The organism is Tamlana crocina (assembly GCF_012037625.1).
In genome coordinates, this window is the sequence record NZ_JAAVJS010000006.1 from 122,999 (window position 1) to 144,937 (window position 21,939).

A 21,939-nucleotide genomic window follows, 5' to 3' on the forward strand; every position below is an offset into this window, starting at 1 on the left:
GGATTTTTTGTTTTTAGCCAAAGTGGTTACTCATTTTTATGCCCGAATCGTAAAATGTTCCTTGGCCTGCTCGGTTCTAAAAAATACAAAGCCCCAAAAAAAGGTATCAATGGTTACGGTTACTTTTGGGTGCTGTTTTATGGTTTCCCAAGCCTCGGTCATGCCTCTGCTCCAATAAATATCATCAAAAATAAACACCGAATCGTTATGTGCTGTTTGCAGTAAACTTTCAAAATAATTTAGTGTGGCCTCTTTTTGGTGGTTGGCATCAAAAAATACCAAGTCGAAGGAATTGGTATTTAGTTTTTTTATTTCTTTCAAAATATCGCCTGTAACAAGCGAAACATTTTTAACCCCATTTTTTTTCAGTTGATTTTTTGTGAACTTTGAAATATTCGGGCAGCCTTCAATCGAAATAATTTTGCTTTCTGGATTTCCCATGGCCGTGGCGTGGGTGGCAATGCCCAAAGAGGTGCCCAATTCTAAAATGGAATTCGGCTTAAAATACTGAACTAATTTGAATAATAGTTTCGCCTGTTTTTTGGTGCTTCCAGCATTTTTAGCCATTTCAGAAACGCTGCGCCTGTTAGCTTTCGTAACCCGAGAGCCCGCTCCTAAATCGGTCACCGATAGCTTTTCGGGGCTGTTTCGAAGTGCTTTTTTGTAGCTTGAAATAGCTTGGTAAGCCTCGTGTTTTTTTCGGTCGTAAAAACATTTGGTCACCAAACTGTAAATGAAAGGCGAATGCACCCCGTGTTGGTTGGTCGATTTTAAAAGGAATTTTATGTATTGTTTTTGCTGATACAAAATTTAGTTTCAGGTTTCAAATTTCAAGTTGAATGTCATGCTGAGCGCAGTCGAAGCATCTGTAACTATAGTGATACAAATGATTTTTCAATGTGATTGAGATTTTTAAAACTCACGTCTTAGCGAAAGATTAAGCGATTAACCCTCCAATTTGGCCGACAGTTCAAACCAGCGTTCTTCTTTAGCTTCAATGGTGTCTAAAAGTTTTTGGAGTTCTTCAGAAAGAGCATTGATTTCATCTTGCGTTAGATCAGGGTTGTTGAATTTACTTTCCAATTCCTTTTTGTCGTATGCCAAAGAATTGAGTTTGCTTTCAATGTTTTTAAGCTCCTTTTCTTCGTTATACGATAGCTTGGTGGCTTCGTTCTGTTTTAGCGATTCTTTGTCTTTTTTGTCTTCGGAAGTGGTATTGGATACCACAGGTAGACTATCTTCATAAACCCGGTAATCGGTATAATTTCCTGGGAAATCTTCAATCTCAGCCTCTCCTTTAAATACAAAAAGGTGGTCAACGATTTTATCCATAAAATAGCGGTCGTGCGACACCACGATAATGCACCCGGGGAAATCTAAAAGAAACTCTTCTAAAACGTTCAGCGTTACAATATCGAGGTCGTTAGTGGGCTCATCCAGAATTAAAAAATTTGGGTTTTGGATTAAAACCGTACATAAATACAAGCGTTTGCGTTCGCCACCGCTCAGTTTTTCAACAAAATCGTATTGCTTTTTTCTGCTGAAAAGGAAGCGTTCCAAAAGCTGTTGCGCACTGATTTGTCGACCCTTTTTCAACGGAATGTAATCGCCAAACTCACGGATCACATCAATTACTTTTTGTTCGGGTTTTATAGCAATACCGCTTTGGGCATAATAGCCAAATTTTACTGTATCGCCCTTGACTACCTTGCCCGAATCAGGTTTAGCGGTTTGGGTTAAAATATTTAAAAAGGTCGTTTTACCAGTGCCGTTTTTACCAATAATGCCCACACGTTCGCCTTTTTTAAAGGTGTAATCGAAACCTTTTAAAATGGTTTTGTCCTTAAACGCTTTCGATACTTTATGGAACTCCAAAATCTTGCTACCCAAACGTTCCATATTGAGTTCTAACTGTACTTGATGGTCGTTGCGGCGTTGGTGGGCACGGTGTTTTATATCCTTAAAATCGTCAATTCTAGATTTCGACTTAGTGGTTCTGGCCTTGGGCTGTCGGCGCATCCAAGCCAATTCTTTTTTGAAAAGTTGCTTAGCTTTTCCGGTTTCAACGGCTTCGCGCTCAATACGTTCTTCGCGCTTTTCTAAGTAATACGAGTAATTGCCTTTGTAGCTGTACAATTCACCTTCGTCAAGCTCGATGATTTCATTGCACACCCGCTCCAAAAAATAGCGGTCGTGAGTTACCATAAAAAGGGTAATGTTTTCCTTGGCGAAAAATTCTTCAAGCCACTCAATCATTTCTAAATCTAAATGGTTGGTGGGTTCGTCCAGAATCAATAGATCGGGCTTGTTGATCAGGGCATTGGCCAAAGCCAATCGTTTTTTTTGTCCGCCCGAAAGCGTGCTTATTTTTTGCTCTAAATTATCGAGTTTAAGTTTGAAAAGAATTTGCTTATACAATGTCTCGAAATCCCAGGCTTGATGGCGTTCCATGGCATCAAAAGCCGATTGGTAAGCATCGGTGTCTTCTGGGTTTAAAAGGGCTTTTTCGTAGTTTGAAATAATTTTTAAAATGGGGTTGTCGCTCGCAAAAATGGTTTCTTCCACCGTCAAAGCTTTATCGAATTTAGGGTCTTGCGATAAAAAGGCGACTTTTATGTCTTTTCGGTAAATCACGTTGCCCGAATCGGCTTGGTCATCGCCCGAAAGAATATTCAAAATAGAAGTTTTTCCCGTGCCATTTTTAGCCACAAAAGCTATTTTTTGGTCTTTGTGAACACTGAATGAAAGGCCTTCAAAAAGGGTGTGTTCACCGTACGACTTCGATATGTTTTCTACTGTTAAGTAATTCAAAATTTTAATTTTTTACAAAGAACGGACAAATAACCAAAAAATCCGATAAAAGTTTTATTGTTAAGGCGTAAAACTTATATTTGCTTTAAATCAATGTGCCTCAATATGAAGAACCATTTTATCCTGTCTTTGTTGGTTATAGCCATGCTCTCCGTATCGTGCATTACCAATAAAGATATTGTTTACCTGCAGGACAAAGGTACTGTTGTTGACTCTTTGGCAATAAAAGCACTCTCTAAACCCTATCGCGTTCAGGTTAACGATATTTTGAGTATTAATGTTAAGGCACTGGATCCTGAATTGGTTGGGATTTTTAATCCGGTTGAGGGCGTAAATGGAGGAAATACATCTGGTGGTGGACTCTATTTTAACGGTTTTACTGTCGATCTGCATGGTAATATTGAATTCCCGATTTTAGGAAAAATAAACGTTTTAGGATTTACCGTAAAAGAGATAGAAGATAAAGTTGAGCGCGAATTGCTGTCGCAATATTTTAAGGAAACTGCTGAAATTTTTGTGACCGTAAAATTAGCGGGATTGCGTTATACCACGGTTGGCGAAGTAGGTACCGGCGTACACACCTTATTTCAAGATCGGGTGAATATTATTGAGGCTTTGGCAAATGCTGGAGATATTGCAGATACAGGAGATAGAACAGATGTTTTGGTGATTAGGCAGTACCCCGATGGACAAAAAATCCATCACATCGATTTGACCGATATCAAGGCTATGCAATCGCCCTATTATTATATTCAGCCCAACGATATTATTTTGGTAAAACCCTTAAAGCGCAAGGCCTTGGGGGCTGGGCAAACGGCTATTCAGAATATCACTACCATTTCTTCCATTTTATCGGTGTTGGTGTCCACCTATTTTTTAACGAAAAACCTTTAATACCGAGCTATGGAAGAAGAGTTTGAAGTATCGGAAAGCCAGTCGCAATTCTCGTTTGATGTAAAAGCATTTATTTTTAGGGTATTAAGCTATTGGAAGCTATTTTTACTCTTTATTGGGGTAGGCGTATTTATTGTGTATCAGCAAAATATTAGAACCCAACAATCTTACCGTTTGGGAACACAAATTTCTATTGAAGAGGCCTCAAACCCATTGTTTACTTCAAATACCAGTTTGACTTTTAATTGGGGAGGGGTTTCTGGTAAGGTTCAAACCATGATGACTTCACTTAGATCGCGTTCTATTCATGAAGAAGTGGTCGATAATCTTAAATTCTATATTACTTATTTAAAGCAGTCACGCTTCAGAAAGGATGATATTTACACTTACGCACCGTTTCGTGTTGATTTAATGCCCAACACGTTTCAGTTGTTAAATACACCTCTTAAAATTACTTTTCTAGACGGTGATAGATACGAACTGTCTTTTAGTTTTGAAGAAGAAATGTCTCGGGGAACACAGAATTTTAGTAATAAGAAAAAGGGAAATATTGTTATACCTGCGGGAACATTTCAGCAACAATTTAAACTGGACGAGTGGGTGGAAACGCCATATTTTAGTGGCGTGATAACTTTAGCAGGTGACAAAAACGTTGCCCCTAACGGTGAATATTTTTTTATGTTCAATAATTTTGATGCCGTGGTTTCAAAATACAGAAATAAACTGTCTATAGACAACCCAAGAAATTCAGCCATCTTAAATTTAAGTATGGTAGACGTCAACAAAGCAAAAATTGTAGATTATTTAAATGAAACGGTCGAGGTTTTAAGCAAGGAACAGCTGGAGCGCAAAAACCAGTTTGTAACCAATACCATTACTTTTATCGACCGGCAATTGGAACGGGTGAAATCGCAATTGGTTTTAAATGCCGATTCATTAAACAATTATAAGCAAGAAAATAAAATATTTAACCTAACCAGCGAAGGGGAGGCTATCAACTCTAAATTAACAGAGTTGGAGGCTCAAAGGGATGTAAATATTCAAAAGTTGGCTTATTATTCAAGCTTAAAAAACTATTTGGAAACGAGCGATTCGTTTACCGAACTTCCTGCGCCAGCTGTTGCGGGAATAGACGATGGTAATATTGTTTCTAACATATCTAAAATTAATGCGCTTTCAGTTCAAAAGTCGCAGTATGCAGCAACGGTTAGAAAGGACGCTACAATTTTTGCAGACCTTAACCGTCAGATTGATGGTTTAAAATTGGTGCTTTTGGAAAATATTAATTCGGTTACGAATGAGATTAAAAGAGAGCAGCAAACTATTAACTCTAAAATTGCCAAAGAGGAAACGAAGATTAAAAAGTTGCCCGTGGCACAGCAAAAACTATTCGATATTCAAAGGCAATATACTTTGAGTGAGCAAACCTATAATATGTTTTTGTCTAAGCGCGGTGAAGCCGATATCATAAAGTCGGCCACAGTTTCAGATATTGTGGTTATTGACAAAGCTAAAGATACTGGAGCTACACCAATAGATTTAAAATTGAGTTCACGTTATTTATTTGCGATTATTGGTGGTATTTTACCTCCGCTGTTGTTAGCGTTTTTAATTACGTTTTTCGATAATAAACTCCATAATCCGCAGGTCTTGGAGGGTTTGTCTAAAATTCCAATTTTAGGGGTTGTAGGTAAGAATAATGCCGAGAATAATTTGGCTGTTCATTTAAAACCCAAATCGACCATAGCCGAGGCGTTTCGTTCCATACGTTCCAGTTTACAATACTTTTATAAAAATAGAGGGATTGACGGCACAAAAACCATTATGGTAACCTCTTCAGTTAGTGGTGAAGGAAAAACGTTCTCTTCTATTAATTTAGCGACGGTATTGGCCATGAGTGGTAAAAAAACGGTATTGGTAGGATTAGATTTGAGGAAACCTAAAATTTTCGGGGATTTCGGTATTACCAACGATATTGGCGTGGTTAACTATTTAATAGGCCAAAATGAGTTGGATGATATATTGGTGAAAAGCAAAGTACCGAATTTGGATGTGATTACTTCTGGACCAATTCCACCAAACCCTTCAGAATTGCTTATTGGAGAACCCATTGATCGAATGATGGCAATTTTAAAAGAATCATACGATTATATTGTTTTGGATACTCCCCCGATTGGTTTGGTAGCCGATGCTTTTGAATTAACCGAATACGCCGATGCAACCATTTATGTGGTTAGGCAAGATTACACCAAAAAAGGGATGATAAACTTGGTTAACTCCAAGTACGAAAAAGGAGAGATAAAAAATATCAGTTTTGTGTATAACGGTTATAACCAAAAAGGAAAGTACGGTTACGGCTATGGTTACGGTTACGGTTATGGCTATGGTTACGGTAGCTACGGAAATGGTTATAATGACGACGGAAACACTAAAAAGAGTTTTATGGAAAGGCTAAAGCGTTTTTTTAATTTGATACCCAAAAGTTGATTTGAGTTTGAATAGTATGAGGGATTTACTTTTAAAAGCTATTGAAGCTGCTGTATTGGCGGGTAATGAAATAATGAAAGTATATTCGGGGGAGTTTAAAGTGGTTTTAAAGTCTGATAACTCACCACTAACACTAGCCGATGAAAAAGCCAATACCGTTATTAATACAGCATTAAAAGCCACCAACATCCCGATTATAAGTGAAGAAAATGCAGAGGTGCCATTTTCAGAAAGAAAAACATGGAAAAGATGTTGGGTGGTCGATCCATTGGATGGCACCAAAGAATTTGTGAATAGAAACGGAGAATTTACAGTTAACATAGCCTTGATTGAAAACGGTCTGCCTATTTTAGGGGTAATTTATGTTCCAGTTGCCAAAACGCTATACTATGCAATAGTTTCAGAAAACAGAGCTTATAGAGCAGTTTTGGGTAATCATCAGGTTTCAGAAAGCATTTTTGAAAATAGTGAAATCATCCAACCGGACAGCAAACCGAACCAGGAGCTAAAAGTGGTGGCTAGCCGCTCTCATCTCAATGATGAAACCGAATCCTTTATAAACGATTTAAAGTTGAAGGGTGAAGATGTTATGATAGTGTCAAAAGGAAGCTCGTTAAAATTTTGTCTGTTGGCAGAGGGTGAAGCACATGTTTATCCTAGGTTTGCACCTACTATGGAATGGGATATCGCCGCGGGACATGCCATTTGTAATGCCGTTGGGGTAAAAGTTCACCGTGTGGACGCAGAAAGTGATTTAAAATACAACAAAGAAAACTTGTTGAACCCCTATTTTTTGGCCAGTACCATACTATGAAAAACAACGTAAAACAGGATTACGCTATTGGGCAAAGCGATAGGGAGGCTTTAAATAAGCACAAACCTTGTTTGGTCTGGTTTACAGGCTTGTCGGGGTCTGGGAAGTCGACTATAGCCAATTTATTGGAAAAGGAATTATATAAACAAGGCATCCACACCTACACCTTAGATGGTGATAATTTGCGACGTGGGTTGAATAAGGATTTAAAATTTACCAAAGAAGACCGCGTTGAAAATTTAAGACGAACCGCCGAAGTAGGAAAGCTGTTTGTCGATGCTGGATTCGTGGTTTTGGCAGCATTTATTACGCCTTATAATGAAGTTAGGAAAAGCATAAGAACTATTGTTGGCAGTGAAAATTATATTGAAGTGTTCGTAAATACACCTTTGGAAGTTTGTGAACAGCGCGATGTAAAAGGGTTGTATAAAAGGGCACGGGCAGGAGAGATTAAAAATTTTACGGGAATCAGTTCGCCTTTTGAAGCGCCATTAAAACCCACGATAGAAATACAAACTCTTAAGGAAAACCCAGAAGAGGCTGTAAAAAGAATATTAAAACTGTTAGATAGCAAAATTTAATCGAAAACTATTCAATGCCATTGGAAACCAAAATATACCAAAAAGAGAATAATTTGAAGATAGGAACGCTTTTAAAGGCTGTTGTGTCCGATATGTTTTCTTCTAGGTTTTTGGCTACCCAATTGGCGATTCGCGATATAAAAGCGCAATACCGCCAATCGTATTTGGGTATTCTCTGGATGTTTATAACACCTTTGGCCACGGCTTTTGTCTGGGTGTTTCTCAATAGTACCGGAACGGTAAAACTAACCGATACTGGCGTGCCTTATCCTGTTTATGCGTTTTCGGGAACACTAATTTGGGCCATTATTAAGGAAGCGATTAACATGCCCATGGCGAGTACCAACTCGGCACGTTCTATTTTAACAAAAATTAATTTCCCGAAGGAAGCCCTGATTGTTTCAGGCGTTTTTAAGTTGTTGTTTAACAGCTCAGTAAAAGTGTTGTTGCTTATCATTTTTATCTTTGCTTTTGGGATTGGGTTTCATTGGTCCTTATTATGGTTGCCCCTCACTATTTTGGCAGCAGTGCTTTTTGGCATCACTTTGGGGCTGTTTTTAACACCTGTGGGGATGCTCTATACCGATGTAGGTAAATTTATAAATTTTGCTTTGGGGTTTCTTATGTACATTACCCCTGTGGTATATGCTATCCCGAAAGAGGGCATCATGAAAACCATTATGGTTTGGAATCCGTTTACACCGTTTATATTGACCACACGCGATTTGGCCTTGGGTTTACCCCCTGAGCATTTAACATATTATGGGGTCTTACTGCTATGTTGCGTGCCTTTATTGGGTTTGGGTCTGGTATTTTACAGGGTTTCCATACCCATTATTGTGGAGCGGATGAGCGCATAGGCTCCGCCCCAAGAGGCTATCTAAAAAGTCTAGTTCTATGTCATATTGAGCTTGTCGAAATATTTTAACTAACTGGTAATCAATGTCAGTTTCGACAAGCTCAACTTGACAAATTAAATTTAAAGAACTTTTCAGACAGCCTCAGTTAGAAAGATGAAAATAGATTATGAATAAAAAAAATATAAAATATCGGAGTTTGGTTTCAAAACAATTGATAATCAGATTTTCATGAATATCGTTAAACGAATCATGTCATTCAGAGCGATAGCGAAGAATCTCATCAATATAAACTAGAAGTCTAAAAAATATGTCTAACACTATACCATCAAAATCGGAAAGCGAAGTTCTCGTTAAGGTAGAAGGCCTAAGCAAAAAGTTTTGCAAAGACCTTAAAACCAGTCTGTGGTATGGCGTAAAGGATTTGCTTAGCGGCATGGGCGGTAATAAAAACGACCGCGAGTTGCGTCCCAAAGAATTTTGGGCTGTAAAAGATGTGAGTTTTGAGTTGCGCCGTGGCGAATGTTTAGGCTTGATTGGGCATAACGGAGCAGGGAAAAGTACCTTGTTGAAAATATTAAACGGACTCATTAACCCTGATGCCGGTAAGGTCACTATAAAAGGTCGTGTGGGTGCTTTAATTGAATTGGGCGCCGGTTTTAATCCTATTTTAAGTGGCCGCGAAAATATTTATAACAATGGAGCCGTTTTAGGCTTTAGCCGGAAGGAAATAACCGAAAAACTCGATGATATAATTGCGTTTGCCGAACTGGAAGAGTTTATCGATATGCCGGTACAAAACTACAGTAGCGGCATGAAAGTACGCTTAGGCTTTGCCGTAGCAGCCCAAATGGAACCTGATGTGCTGATTATTGATGAGGTCTTGGCGGTGGGGGATGTGGCTTTTAGAATGAAATGTTACAATAGAATTTTAGAGCTGATCGATAGAACCGCTGTCATTTTTGTTTCACACAGTTTAGGGCAAATTCTACGTGTTTGTAGCAAAGCAATGACAATGGATATAGGGCAGATTGTTTATAATGGAGGCTTGGAAAAGGCCGTTACGGTTTATGAAAAACTTTATCTGAATAAAAAAATTGGTGATTTAAAAATAGTCGAAAAAACTAGTGGAAGTTTTATAAAAAACGTCTCGTTGTTTGATAAAAATGAAAAGCCTGAAACTGATTTTTCAACAGGAGAAGATGTGTTTGTTAAAATACAACTATATTCTGAAGAACCCATTTATAAGACGAGGTTAAGAGTCTGCATAGAGTCAATTAATATTGGTCCACTAGGGGCTTTTAGCTCTCCGTTTTCAGAAGTATATTTCGATTTAAAAGAAAAGGAGCAAAAAGAGGTTGTAGTGTCAATAAAGGATTTGCCATTGCAAATTGGAAGCTATAATATTATTGTAGGATGGTACGGAGATGATGATAATCCGGTAATTGACATCAAAAATTTCGGAACGCACCTAAATGTTGTTTCTCCAGAAGTAAAAATGTTGGCCTACGGTACCGATGGTTTTTTTAGGTTTAAGCACGAGTGGATAAAGAAGTAAATGGTTTAATGAAGAGAATTACTGTTTTTGGAAGTACAAAAGAAGAAATCCATTTAGGGTGCCAAGCACTTTCTGATGGCTTGGAGTACTTAATTCGAAAGACCTATGGTAACAATGTGGCTATTCAGCATATATCGCACAGGTTTTTGTCAACCCATTTTAATGATTCTATGTTTGTCGCGAAAGCGAATAGAAAAACAAGTGTTTTTCGTAAGCAAATTACCTGTCAAATTGTCAAGGATAGATCTTATAAAACATGGAAAAAATCAGTTGAAGAATTATATGCGAATGATGTTTTTTTAAAACTTACCATTCTAAATTCAGATGTAGTTGTAATAAATGTTGAAGGTACGTTACATCATGAAAGCCTCTTGGGGCATCAAATGCTTGCAGTAGGAGCTGTAGCAGTGAAATTAGGGAAACCGGTTTATTGGATAAATGTTTCAGTTGAGAAAGATAACCAAGATATACTGAAACACGCTTTAAAAGGAGCCAGCTGCATCGCGGTGAGGGAAAAACGAAGTTTTCAATATTTGAAGCAATTGGGAGTATCGTCAAAATTAACTTTTGATACTGCTGTATTGGCTCGTTTTTCTAAAAACAAATCAGATCTGGAGAGCATTTTGCCTGCTGAACCCTTTTGCTTGTTTACAGGAAGTAATGTGAAAAACATAGACCTTCTGGAACACGTAAAAGTGATTGAGGCTTTCAGGTTACAAGCATTATACTTGCCTCTTGGATTAAATGATTTTAACGATTTGAAACTTTTGAAAGAACATAATATTCCTCACATTAATTTTGGCGAAGTTAATTTTCAGGATATTCTTAATTTAATAAAACGATCTGAGTTTGTTATTTCAGGAAGACACCATTTAAATGTGTTCAGTATTTTAGCTGCAAAGCCTTTTGTCGCTCACAGATCGAACACGTGGAAAATTGAAGGGGTTTTGGATATGTTGGATTTGGATTATAATTTTGATAGTGATTTAGCGTCGAGAATTAGTAAGCTTCAGGAGAATTATCATAAGTTAGAATTATCTCTAGAAAAAAAAGCAGATTCCTTCATAAAAATAGCGTTAAAATCTTTGGAATATTAGAAATATGATACTAAAAAAGAGAGCATCCAGTCATTTTCTAATTTCAGCGCCACGTTCTGGTAGTACTTGGTTGCAAACCATGTTTAATGCCCATCCAGAACTGGCTTGTGTTGAACGACGGTTGTTTGGCGATTATGCCGATTTAGTTTTAGACGATGGGGTAAAAACGCCGCGCTTAAGGGTGACTTTAGATAAATATGTGCAAAGTTTGTTGTTGCACCATGGTTACCCCCGAGAAAAGCAAAAAAACATGGTTCAAGCTTTTATACGTGCTTTATTAAAGGAAGAACACAATGAGCTCGGAAAAAGTATTGTGATAGATAAAATAACGCCATACGTAAATACCTCACAACGGGTTGTTGAACAAATTCAAAATTATTTTCCAAAGTCAAAGATTATCTTTTTGGTTCGAGACGGCCGCGATGTTTTAACCAGTGGTGTTTTTCATTGGTTCAATAAGCAGCCAGCCAATGCAAATTTGTCCGATTTTGAAAAGAAGCGTCGGGCTTATTTTATAAATGGGGAAGGCCAACGTCCGAACCGATTTTTTCAAGACCATGAAATAGAGCAGTGGGCCAACGAGTGGCAACAACCTTTGCAAACTATTGAGTCCGTTCAAGAAAAACACAAAGTAGAGATAATTACTTACGAAAACATGTTGGAAGACCCACAAACCGTATTGCGGTCGTGCTTTCAGTTTTTTAAGGTGAACCGTTCCGAAAGAACACTAATTGCCTGTTTGCAAGCAGGAAAATTTAAAGCTATGAGCCAGGGACGGGAGCGGGGTGAGTCAAAAGCTAATGCCCATGTTCGTAAAGGGGTTTCTGGTGACTGGAAAAATTATTTTACATATCAAGACGGAAAAATGTTCCATGAAATTGCGGGTAAAATGTTAATGAAATATGGGTATGTGGCTTCTAGTAAGTGGTATGAAGAACTTAGATAAAAAAGCATACGATATTATTTGTAATTGGCATAAAACCATTGGTTTTAATCCCGTTTATAATGGTATAGATTATAGTTTGATTATTCGTTTTTATTTGTGGGATAAAGTAGGAAGAGCCTTGCGATTAAAAAATAATATCGATTTTGGTGAAATAGAGTTCTACAAAATGGAATATAGGTCTTTTCCTCAATATTTCACTCCTTTAATTCCAAATGGAAATTTTAAAAAATGGTTCTTTTCTAATAAAAAGTTGATTTTTATTCCGTTTCAATCCACCCACACTAATGAACTAATTCGTAAATTAAAAACAATTAACAAAGTAAAGCCTATTTCAAAAACTTCAAATGGAATACTTTCAAAAAGAAACATCATAGGTTCCATTAACTATAACACAGATGAAATTTGGAGTAAAGCACTTTGTAAGAATCTGATTTTAGCATTGCAATCAAATGGAATTGAGTTGATTGTAGAAGATAAATGGCTTTTAGAAAATCAAATAATTGGAACTGTTAGTGTAACCAATTTAGCTATTGCTGAACTAAAATCAAACAAGCCACATGCTCTATATGTCCATTCGGATAACCATCCACCTTACATAAACTATGTGCTGGCAGCACAAAAACTAGCGATTCCTACATTTACTAGTCAACATGGATTGGATTGCGAACACTATTTCTTAGATGATTGCTTTGCAGATTATGTTGGCATCTGGAGTAAGGCCAGAATGGAAAAGTACCAAATGAATTCTAGCATTCAGCCAAAATCCTATAAAGTTACAGGTAATTTTTTTCTAGAAAGAATTACTAAAAAGAACTTGACTTCATCAAAAAAGAGACAAATACTTTTTATTACGCGTCCCCATAAACCTATTAAATGCTATTCGCCTTCTAGAAATTTTAAAGAAGGTGTTGAAATTCTTGATGTGATATTAAAATATTTAAAACAAAACCAAGATGTGTTTCTAAAAGTAAAACCACATCCTATGGATTCGGTGTCACTTTATGAAGACTCGATAGTAAGTAATGGTTTATCGGCTAGGGCTGGTATAAGCAACGGTACTCTAGACGAATTAATTCAACAGAGTACAATAATAGTGACTGAAGATTCAACAGGAGGTGTTGAAGCTATGAGGTTTGGAAAACCTTTAATTCATGCCAACTTATCAAATGTAACCCCAGTTTTACCATTTGTAGAAAATAGAGCAGCTTTGCCAGGGTTTAGTAGGGATGAATTGCTAAGAAGTATAGATCATGCTTTTAAATTGAAAGAAGATGAAAAGGGAGAACTTTTTGAACATCAAAAACTATTGGCTAATAAGTTAATGCCGGTAGGTCGAGTAGACACTTTAGTTGACTTCATTATAACGAATATTTAAAAAACCATCAATGTCAAAAATTTTATTCATAACAACAAACGACCATGTTTCTTGGGGAGGCAGTGAAGAGTTATGGAGCAAAACGGCTTTAACATTAATCAATTCATATGAAGTTGGGGTCGTTAAAGCAAAATGGACTGAAGAGCATGATATTGTTAAAAGTATTTTGGTCTCTGGAGGTAGTGTTTATTATAAATTAAAGACAAACCGAAAAAGCATCATAGAAAAAGTTATAAATGCAGTAAAACTTAAGTTGGGGATTAAAAGACCTCGATCGAATGACCTTGAAATTGTTGAAGATTTATGCTCTTACAACTTAGCGGTTGTTTCGGTCGGAGATCACGTTGACCAAAAAATAGTAAGCTATACAAGTTACTTAAGAAAATTGGGACTCCCATATGTTATCCTTGTTCAGTTAGCAACTAATTTAAGACACCTTTCTGACAATCAAGTTTTTAATATAAAAACGGCTTATGATGCTTCTAGAGGAATAGGATACTTATCCAAAGAAAACTACAATGTGTTAAAAATGCAATTGGGATTAACTTTAAATAACGCTTTTAAGATTAACAACCCTTTTGAGTTTAATCAGGTTTATTTGCCTATTGTTACAAACAGTTATTACCAATTTGCTTGTGTAGCGTCATTTTGTACTTTCCATAAAGGTCAGGATATGTTACTTAATGTGTTGTCCCAAGATAAATGGAAACAGAGAAACTGGATTTTAAATTTATATGGTTCTGGAGATAATGAAAAGCAATTAATGGATTTAGTTGATTTTTATAAATTAAATGAGAAAGTCGTTTTCAAAGGATATGTTGAAAACAAAGAAGATATATGGCGTTTAAATCATATTTTGGTTATGCCATCTCGAATGGAAGGACAGTCTTTGGCGATGTTGGAGGCTATGTCGTACGGACGCATGGTTATTAGCACAAATGTTGGAGCGGCCCAAGAATTAATTGATGATGGAATAACGGGGTTTTTAGCCAAAGCACCTACGGTAGAATTTATTGACGAGGCTTTGGAAAGCGCATGGCAGGTTCGCGACAAATGGTTGGAAATGGGCAAATTATCCCGAAAAAAGCTTTATGAAGTCATTCCCCATGACCCAGTTTTATCGTTTTCAAATAAACTAAAAGAACTTATACGATGAAAATCCTCTTTATGTCGCACGAAACTTCCAGAACGGGAGCACCCAAAGTCCTTTTACTTTTTTTAAAATGGATAGAGGCCAACCGAAAGGACGTTATTATAGACGTATTGACACTTCGGGGAGGGAATTTATCAGAAGAGTTTAAACATTCAAGTAACCAATTTTATGATTTTAGTGCGTTAACACAATATAAAAAACCGAGCATTTTTGAGCGAATTTTGATGAAATTCAGACTTAAAAAAAAGATAAACTTAAAGGAAAAATGGATTGACAAATTATCGTGCAACCGCTACGATGTTATTTATGCCAACACCATAGCAACACTCCCTTTGGCAAGCAACATTTCAAAAAGAAATAAAAACACGAGGCTAATTTCCCATTTACACGAACTTAATGCCATAATAAAACTCAGTTTGCCCAATTTTGCTGACTATATAGATGATGTTCAACAATTTATTGTGCCTTCCCAATTGGTAAAAACCAACTTAACAAAAAGGTGGTCTATCAAGGAAGAGCTAATCTATGTTGTTTATGGATGTACCGAAACTGTAAGTGCTAAAAACGCTATTTCAGAAATAAAAGACAACGGCATTTTTACCGTTGGGGCTTCCGGCACCGTGCATTGGAGAAAAGGCCAGGATGTATTTTTGCAATTGGCTAGATATGTAAAATCAAATTACCCAGATGTCAAAATTAATTTCGTTTGGGTGGGAAGCATGCCTTCCCAAGAAAAAATTATAATTGAGGAAGATTTAAAGAAACTCCATTTAATTGATGACGTCCGGTTTGTTGGAGAGGTAGAAAACCCCACTGATTACTACAATAATTTTGATGTTTTTGTAATGACCTCGCGAGAGGACCCTTTCCCGTTGGTATGTATAGAAGTTGGTATGTTGGGTAAACCCATAATTTGTTTTGAAGGCGCCACAGGAACAGAAGAGATTATGAAAAAAGGAGGAGGCTTTATTGTGCCGTACTTGAGTGTTGAAGATATGGCAGAAAAAGTGGTTGGATATTACAACCGAAAAGAGTTGATAGAATTACACGGTGAGTTTAATAAAAAGGAATTCAGTGCATTTTCACCAGAAAAAATTTGTCCGCAACTGTATCAAATCATGGTCAATAAATCAATGTTGAATGACTAGTCCACTCGTATCCATATGTATTCCAACTTACAATGGGGCTGAGTTTCTAGAAGAAGCTTTAAATTCTGCCATTAACCAGACGTACGACAATTTAGAAATAATCGTTTCTGATGACAATTCGAAGGATGGTACATTAAAAATAATTGAAAATTATAAAAGCGAAACCAATATTCCAATTCAAGTCTATAAACACAATCCAAGCGGTATTGGAGCCAATTGGAATAATTGTATAGAAAAATCGAACGGCGATTATATTAAGTTTTTATTTCAAGACGACTTGTTGGCGCCATCCTGCATTGAAAAAATGGTTATACAGGCAGAAAAAAGTAGTAAAATAGGAATGGTTTACAGTAAACGATACATTCGGTACAATTCTAAAAACGACAAGCATAAAAGTTGGGTTGAAAATTATAGTATTTTGCACCGAAACTGGAATGATTTGGAAATTTTAGGAAACAAAATATATAAAGGTCGAGAGCTTTTGCGAAATGAAAATTTATTGTCTTTTCCCAAAAACAAAATTGGAGAACCCACGGCAGTTTTATTGAGAAAATCCATTTTTAAAAAAGTTGGTTTTTTTTCTGAATCGCTCAAACAATCTTTGGACGTTGAGTTCTGGTGCAGACTTATGAAATTTTACGATGCCGTTTTTATTGATGAAAAACTAGTAACATTTAGGTTGCACGATGGGCAGGCTACTAACGTTAATATGGAGAATAACCAATTGGATGAAAATTTTTTACTTTCACGTAGTATATATAAACATTTATTTTGGCAACTAGACCCTAAAACCCAAGAAGCACTTTTTTATAAGCATAACACGGTCAGTATTTTTATAAAACGATTGATAAATTTGTTTAAAAGGCTTAAAAAAAGGTTCAATAAAGGCAGTAACCAATCAAATACTTAAATGCTCGCCATAGTAATACCATATTATAAATCAAGGTTTTTTAAAAGCACACTAGATTCATTGGTCAATCAAACCGATAAGCGATTTAAGGTGTATATTGGCAATGATGCGAGCCCTGAGGATCCTGAACAGATTTTAAAAACGTTTGATGGCAAACTTAACTTTGAATACCAGAAGTTTAGGAAGAACTTAGGAAGTATTTCGCTAACGAAGCAATGGAAACGCTGTATCGGAATGGTTGAAGATGAATCTTGGTTAATGATTTTGGGAGATGATGATTACTTAGCAGATAACGTCGTATCTAGTTTTTATAAGCATTTTGACTGTATTAAAAATAAAACCCAAGTTGTGCGGTTTGCTTCTCGTATTGATAGGTACGATATGGGTATATTCTCAATAACATATACCCACCCAAAATGGGAAAAGGCATCAACTGGATTTTACAGAAAGTACAAACATGAGACCATGAGTTCGTTGTCTGAATATGTTTTTAGTAAATCCAGTTATAAGCGTTATGGATTTTGTGATTTTCCTTTGGCTTGGTACGCCGACGATATGGCTTGGTTAGAATTTACAGGAGAGCAACCCATTTATTCCATTAACGATGCGGTAGTATATTTTAGATATTCAAACAATAATATATCTGGAAAAACAGATAATTTAAAACTAAAGGAAAAAGCAGAATATTTATTCTATAATAAATTGGTTAACGAAAAGCTACACTTGTTCAGTAAAAAGCAAAAAAATGACTTATTGTTGAATTTTGGTGAAGTCTGCAAAAAGCAAAACAAACTTGACTTTAAGAACAGTTTATTTGTTTTTAAAAAGCTTGTAGCACAAGGAGCATTGGTTTCCGCATTGAAGTTTGGCCGTCGATTTTATCGAGCAAAAAAGAAGTCTCATGCCAATTAAATTCACAGTTTCCGTAATCATACCGGTTTATAATGCTGAAGCTTTTCTTGAGAAGGCCATAAAATCGGCTCTGCAGCAACCCGAAGTTTTGGAAGTAATAGTGGTAAACGACGGTATTACAGATGGTTCGTTGGAAATAACAGAAGGGCTGAAGCAAAAAGATTCAAGGGTTAAAATTTACCACCATAAAAACAATGTAAACAGAGGGCGTTCTGCAAGTAGGAATTTAGGTATAGAAAAAGCAAGTGCTAATTACATTGCATTTTTAGACGCCGATGATTATTTTTTGCCAAATCGATTTGCAAACGACAAACAGATTTTTGAAAAATTTGCAGATGCAGAAGGGGTTTATAACGCTGTGGGGTTTCATTTTTATAGAGAGGCCAGTGTCCAAGAATTAAAAAAGCATACACTTTACACAGTAACAAGGGAAATTGAACCTCAAAAGCTTTTTAAAACACTTTTGTACGGTAAGGCTGGTCATTTTCATATTGATGGATTAACGGTGAAAAGTTCTATTTTCAATAAAACAGGGGGCTTTAACAAAAAGCTGGTTGTTGCTGAAGACTCCGAAATGTTTTGGAAAATGGCGATTACCAGCCAGCTCTACACAGGAATTATAAAAGAACCGCTGGCCATTCGTGGCGTGCACGACGATAATATTTTCGACCAAACCGATGTTTATAAAATATACACCATAAAAATGTATGAGGCCTTAATAACTTGGTGTTCAAAAAATAAAATACATTTTGAAATTATAGACGAACTTTTTAAATGGATATGGATAATTAAGGAAAAAGAAAAGAACGCTTTAGCACAAGACATTCAATATTGGACTAGATTATTTTTACCGCATCCTAAATTATTGTTTTCTTTGTTGAGCATCAAATATTTTCCCGTAGTTAGGTTTAGACAAAAGCTTTTCCCATTTTTGTTTAAATAATCTAAAAAAATATTATGAGGCCGAAAAGTAATGTAACCGTAATCATGCCATGTTATAACGACGGAAAGTATGTTATGCAAGCGGTGCATTCTGTTTTAAACCAGACCTTAAAACCCGAAAAGGTAATCATTGTTGATGATGGTTCTGGGCCGGAAACAAAAACTGTTTTAAAACAAATTAACTTTGAAAATATTGAAGTCATCCACCAAGACAACCAAGGAGTTTGTGTTGCCAGAAACAATGGGATTAAACTTGCCCAAACAAAGTATATTTTAAACTTGGATGCCGATGATTATTTTGAGCCATCGTTCATTGAAAAGGCCGTAAAAGTGCTAAATGAACATGAAGAGGTGGGCGTTGTGGGTTGCTTTTATAGAACTTTAAAAAACAATAAAATAGAGCAAAATATAATTAAACCACTAGGTGGGTCTGTCGAAAATTTTTTGGTAAAGAATAACGGTTTGGGGAATGCCTTGTTTCGTTTAAAGTGTTGGGAACAGGTTTTAGGTTACGATGAAAAAATGGCAAAGGGCTATGAAGATTGGGACTTCTGGATTTCCATTTTAGCTAAGGGTTGGAATATGCACATCATTCAAGAGCCTCTTTTTACATACCGAATCAAACAAGTTTCGAGAGATAGTAATGCTATGCAAAACCACGACATAGAGTTAAAGACCTATTTGTTTAAAAAGCACCAAAAATTGTATCTGGACAACTTTCAATCCTTTGCAAATCAAATGTTTTATGTAAACAATAGGTTAAAAAAAGAAAAATTAAAAAGCTTAAATTCTTTAGATTACAAAATAGGAAACATTATTTTAGTACCATTTAGGTTTTTAAAAAAATGGATAAAATAAATGCCCAAATATTAGTCGCATCATTTTAAAACTGAAGTGAATAAATTAGTTTCAATAATAGTACCCTGTTACAACCAAGCTCATTTTTTAGATGAGGCACTGCAATCGGTTTTAAATCAAACCTACACCAACTGGGAATGTATTATTGTAAACGATGGCAGTCCAGACGATACCAAAAACGTAGCTGAAAAATGGTGCGAAAAAGATAATCGGTTTAAATATCTGGAAAAAGAAAACGGCGGACTCTCAAGTGCTCGAAATGCGGGAATAAAAATAAGTGAGGGCGAGTATATTTTGCCATTGGACGCTGATGATATTATTGATAAAAGCTATTTAGAGAAATTAGTGCCAGAATTAAACCGGGATACTTCCTTGGCCATAGTCTCTTGCTACAGTAAGTTTTTTATAAAAAACACAGAAAATATAGTAAAAGAGCTTAAACCTAAAGGGAGCACTTACCACTTTTTGCTTTATGTAAATCAATTGGTGGCAACCTCTTTATTCAGAAAATCCTGTTGGGAGGAAGTTGGCGGCTACGACGAAAACATGAAAACCGGCTTTGAAGATTGGGAGTTTTGGTTGGCAATAACGAAAAAGGGATGGACTTATAAAATAATTGAAGAGTTTTTGTTCTTTTACAGAAAAGCTAAAAAATCGATGTTGGTCGATACCATCAATAATTATTTTGAAGATAACAAGGAGTATATTTTTAGAAAACACAAAGAACTTTATATTGAAGACTTTGATAACTGTATGAAAGTGCTTTTCTATCACATTAAAACGCATCGCACTAGTGAAATGAAGATAAAAAACTCTTTAGCTTACAAGCTATCGAAATTAATAACCAAACCTTTCAATTTTCTTAAAAAGCCATGATTTCAGTAATCATCCGAAATAAAAATCAAGATGAGGCTTTGGGTTTTCTGTTAAAGAATCTTACCGAGAGATATGCTGAAGATATAGCTGAAATTATAGTCATTGACAATTTATCTACCGATAAAAGCAAACAGGTTTCCAATACATTTGGAGCGAAGTTCGTTTCCATAAAAGAGTTCAGTTACGGCGGCAGTGCCAATTTTGCCACGCAGCAGGCCAGTTTTCCTATAGTGGTAATGTTTAGTGCGCACTCCTATCCCGTAAGCCATGATTTTTTTAAGCTGATAAAAAACAAATTTCATGAAAACCCTAATTTGGCAGGGCTGAGGTGTTTGCACAACCCTAATGATTATAGAAATTTCATCAACAATATTTCGGCGATGGAAGATCCCAATAAGTCGGGGTTGATATTTTCTGGGTCGGCGTTTCGAAAATCAGTTTGGGAAAAGCACCCGTTTCGTGAAGATGTGGCTACTTTTGAAGATAAAGAATGGACCGTAAGAGTTCTCAAAGCGGGATATGATATCGATTTTGTGCCGTCCATTTTTTGTTACCAAATAAAACGAAGTAAAAAACAGTTGTTCTTTCGGTTTAAAAACGATTTGGTAGGCAATTACCAACTATGGCACGAGGACATTAGTTTTTTTAGTGCCTCAAAAGGAGTTGTGATGTCGATTTTACGTTTAGTTAAAAGCCTTTTTATTGATTTTTGGTATATCATTTTACGATACTTACACAGTCTTAAATTCATGTTTAATAAACCTGATAAATTTTAATTCAACTATTTGTGTAATATATAAGGAAGAGTAGAATATTTTGTTTAATTTATTTTTATGTTACTTAGGCTTTTTTGGTGGAACGATAATAATAATGGATATTACAATTATGGCGATTTAATATCTAAATATCTCGTAAAGAAAATATCCAAACGAATAGTGGTTTCGTCCAATAGCAAGTACAACCGAATTATAATCAAATTTTATAAAAGTTATTATTTGTGTGTTGGTAGTATATTGTTTGCGGCTTCGGATAATTCAAAAGTTTGGGGTAGTGGGATTTTAAGCAAAGAAGAGAATGTGAAAGGAGCTAAATTTTATGCTGTTAGAGGACCAGAAACAAGAAAAAGATTAATGAGTTTGGGGTACGAAGTTCCTGAGGTTTATGGAGACCCGGCATTGCTCATGCCGCTTTATTATAATGAAAGCACCAAAAAAAAATATGAGTTGGGTGTTATTCCGCATATTGTTGATTATGAAATGGTAAAGAAGCATTTAGGCCATGATAAGAGGGTTAAAATAATAAAGCTTTTAACTAAAGATGTGGAGGGTACTACTAAAGAAATTTTGGAATGCAAAACCATATTATCTTCTTCATTGCATGGTGTCATTGTGCCACATGCATATGGCATTCCCGCTTTATGGGTAAAATTCTCAAATAATTTAGCAGGTGATAATATTAAGTTCATTGACTACTACAAGTCGGTGCAAATAAGTTTTAAAGAGGAGATAAAAGTAACAGAAAACCAATTGTCTTTAATTTATCTGCTAGGTTTACATAAAAAATACTCAAATCTGCTTTTACCAGAAAAAAAGGTAGTAGCAAGTATTCAAAAAAAACTGATAAAGGTTTGTCCGTTTAATTAAATTAGAAAAGTGTTAACTAAATCGGTTGAAAAGGCAAAAAAAAAATCGTAATTGTTTTGATAGACAATACTGAAAAT

The 21,939-nt window shown here is 35.9% G+C and carries 20 protein-coding genes; 18 read left to right on the forward strand and 2 right to left on the reverse strand.

Annotated elements, in window-relative coordinates; all coding sequences use genetic code 11:
• Nucleotides 1-36: 36 nt before the first annotated feature.
• Together HC176_RS05905 and HC176_RS05910 are read right to left on the reverse strand one after the other, a co-directional pair.
• A complete protein-coding gene (locus tag HC176_RS05905; protein ID WP_209309674.1) occupies nt 37-807 on the reverse strand; it encodes an O-methyltransferase in 771 nt (256 codons plus the stop codon).
• A gap of 138 nt (nt 808-945) precedes the next feature.
• Entirely contained in the window at nt 946-2,811 is a 1,866-nt protein-coding gene (locus HC176_RS05910) for an ABC-F family ATP-binding cassette domain-containing protein (RefSeq protein ID WP_167917260.1), read from the reverse strand.
• A gap of 105 nt (nt 2,812-2,916) precedes the next feature.
• On the opposite strand from HC176_RS05910, the gene HC176_RS05915 reads away from it, so the two are divergent.
• The 18 genes from HC176_RS05915 to HC176_RS06000 all read left to right on the forward strand — a co-directional run bounded on the left by HC176_RS05915 (nt 2,917) and on the right by HC176_RS06000 (nt 21,862).
• Nucleotides 2,917-3,705, forward strand: coding sequence for a polysaccharide biosynthesis/export family protein (locus HC176_RS05915; protein ID WP_167917261.1), 789 nt, complete (start codon nt 2,917-2,919; stop codon nt 3,703-3,705).
• Between the two features lie 9 nt (nt 3,706-3,714).
• Complete coding sequence (locus HC176_RS05920; protein ID WP_167917262.1) at nt 3,715-6,192, forward strand: exopolysaccharide transport family protein; 2,478 nt, start codon at nt 3,715-3,717, stop codon at nt 6,190-6,192.
• 16 nt (nt 6,193-6,208) lie between these two features.
• Nucleotides 6,209-7,006 (forward strand): 3'(2'),5'-bisphosphate nucleotidase CysQ, encoded by a 798-nt coding sequence (gene cysQ / locus HC176_RS05925; protein WP_167917263.1) that lies wholly within the window; start codon nt 6,209-6,211, stop codon nt 7,004-7,006.
• Nucleotides 7,003-7,587 carry an adenylyl-sulfate kinase gene (gene cysC / locus HC176_RS05930; RefSeq protein WP_167917264.1) on the forward strand — a complete coding sequence of 195 codons (585 nt, stop codon included), beginning with the start codon at nt 7,003-7,005 and terminating at the stop codon, nt 7,585-7,587. The genes cysQ and cysC overlap by 4 nt, the downstream gene beginning before the upstream one ends.
• Before the next feature lie 20 nt (nt 7,588-7,607).
• Nucleotides 7,608-8,447 (forward strand): ABC transporter permease, encoded by an 840-nt coding sequence (locus HC176_RS05935; RefSeq protein ID WP_209309675.1) that lies wholly within the window; start codon nt 7,608-7,610, stop codon nt 8,445-8,447.
• A gap of 307 nt (nt 8,448-8,754) precedes the next feature.
• Nucleotides 8,755-10,002: an ABC transporter ATP-binding protein gene (locus HC176_RS05940; RefSeq protein WP_167917266.1), complete on the forward strand. Its 1,248-nt coding sequence runs from the start codon at nt 8,755-8,757 to the stop codon at nt 10,000-10,002.
• A complete protein-coding gene (locus tag HC176_RS05945) occupies nt 9,987-11,099 on the forward strand; it encodes a polysaccharide pyruvyl transferase family protein (protein WP_167917267.1) in 1,113 nt (370 codons plus the stop codon). Before HC176_RS05940 ends, HC176_RS05945 begins: the two co-directional genes overlap by 16 nt.
• A 4-nt stretch (nt 11,100-11,103) precedes the next feature.
• Nucleotides 11,104-12,045 (forward strand): sulfotransferase domain-containing protein, encoded by a 942-nt coding sequence (locus HC176_RS05950; protein WP_167917268.1) that lies wholly within the window; start codon nt 11,104-11,106, stop codon nt 12,043-12,045.
• A complete protein-coding gene (locus HC176_RS05955; RefSeq protein WP_167917269.1) occupies nt 12,029-13,420 on the forward strand; it encodes a hypothetical protein in 1,392 nt (463 codons plus the stop codon). Before HC176_RS05950 ends, HC176_RS05955 begins: the two co-directional genes overlap by 17 nt.
• A gap of 10 nt (nt 13,421-13,430) precedes the next feature.
• Complete coding sequence (locus HC176_RS05960) at nt 13,431-14,576, forward strand: glycosyltransferase (protein ID WP_167917270.1); 1,146 nt, start codon at nt 13,431-13,433, stop codon at nt 14,574-14,576.
• Nucleotides 14,573-15,721 (forward strand): glycosyltransferase family 4 protein, encoded by a 1,149-nt coding sequence (locus HC176_RS05965; protein WP_167917271.1) that lies wholly within the window; start codon nt 14,573-14,575, stop codon nt 15,719-15,721. The genes HC176_RS05960 and HC176_RS05965 overlap by 4 nt, the downstream gene beginning before the upstream one ends.
• Nucleotides 15,714-16,631 carry a glycosyltransferase family 2 protein gene (locus HC176_RS05970; protein WP_167917272.1) on the forward strand — a complete coding sequence of 306 codons (918 nt, stop codon included), beginning with the start codon at nt 15,714-15,716 and terminating at the stop codon, nt 16,629-16,631. Before HC176_RS05965 ends, HC176_RS05970 begins: the two co-directional genes overlap by 8 nt.
• Complete coding sequence (locus HC176_RS05975; RefSeq protein WP_167917273.1) at nt 16,632-17,543, forward strand: glycosyltransferase; 912 nt, start codon at nt 16,632-16,634, stop codon at nt 17,541-17,543.
• Nucleotides 17,533-18,486 carry a glycosyltransferase family 2 protein gene (locus HC176_RS05980; protein ID WP_167917274.1) on the forward strand — a complete coding sequence of 318 codons (954 nt, stop codon included), beginning with the start codon at nt 17,533-17,535 and terminating at the stop codon, nt 18,484-18,486. Before HC176_RS05975 ends, HC176_RS05980 begins: the two co-directional genes overlap by 11 nt.
• Before the next feature lie 14 nt (nt 18,487-18,500).
• Entirely contained in the window at nt 18,501-19,343 is an 843-nt protein-coding gene (locus HC176_RS05985) for a glycosyltransferase family A protein (protein WP_167917275.1), read from the forward strand.
• A 36-nt stretch (nt 19,344-19,379) separates the two neighbouring features.
• On the forward strand, nt 19,380-20,219 hold the full coding sequence (locus HC176_RS05990; protein WP_167917276.1) for a glycosyltransferase: 840 nt from the start codon (nt 19,380-19,382) through the stop codon (nt 20,217-20,219).
• Entirely contained in the window at nt 20,216-20,995 is a 780-nt protein-coding gene (locus tag HC176_RS05995; RefSeq protein WP_167917277.1) for a glycosyltransferase family 2 protein, read from the forward strand. Before HC176_RS05990 ends, HC176_RS05995 begins: the two co-directional genes overlap by 4 nt.
• Before the next feature lie 57 nt (nt 20,996-21,052).
• Nucleotides 21,053-21,862: a polysaccharide pyruvyl transferase family protein gene (locus HC176_RS06000; RefSeq protein WP_167917278.1), complete on the forward strand. Its 810-nt coding sequence runs from the start codon at nt 21,053-21,055 to the stop codon at nt 21,860-21,862.
• Nucleotides 21,863-21,939 lie beyond the last annotated feature (77 nt).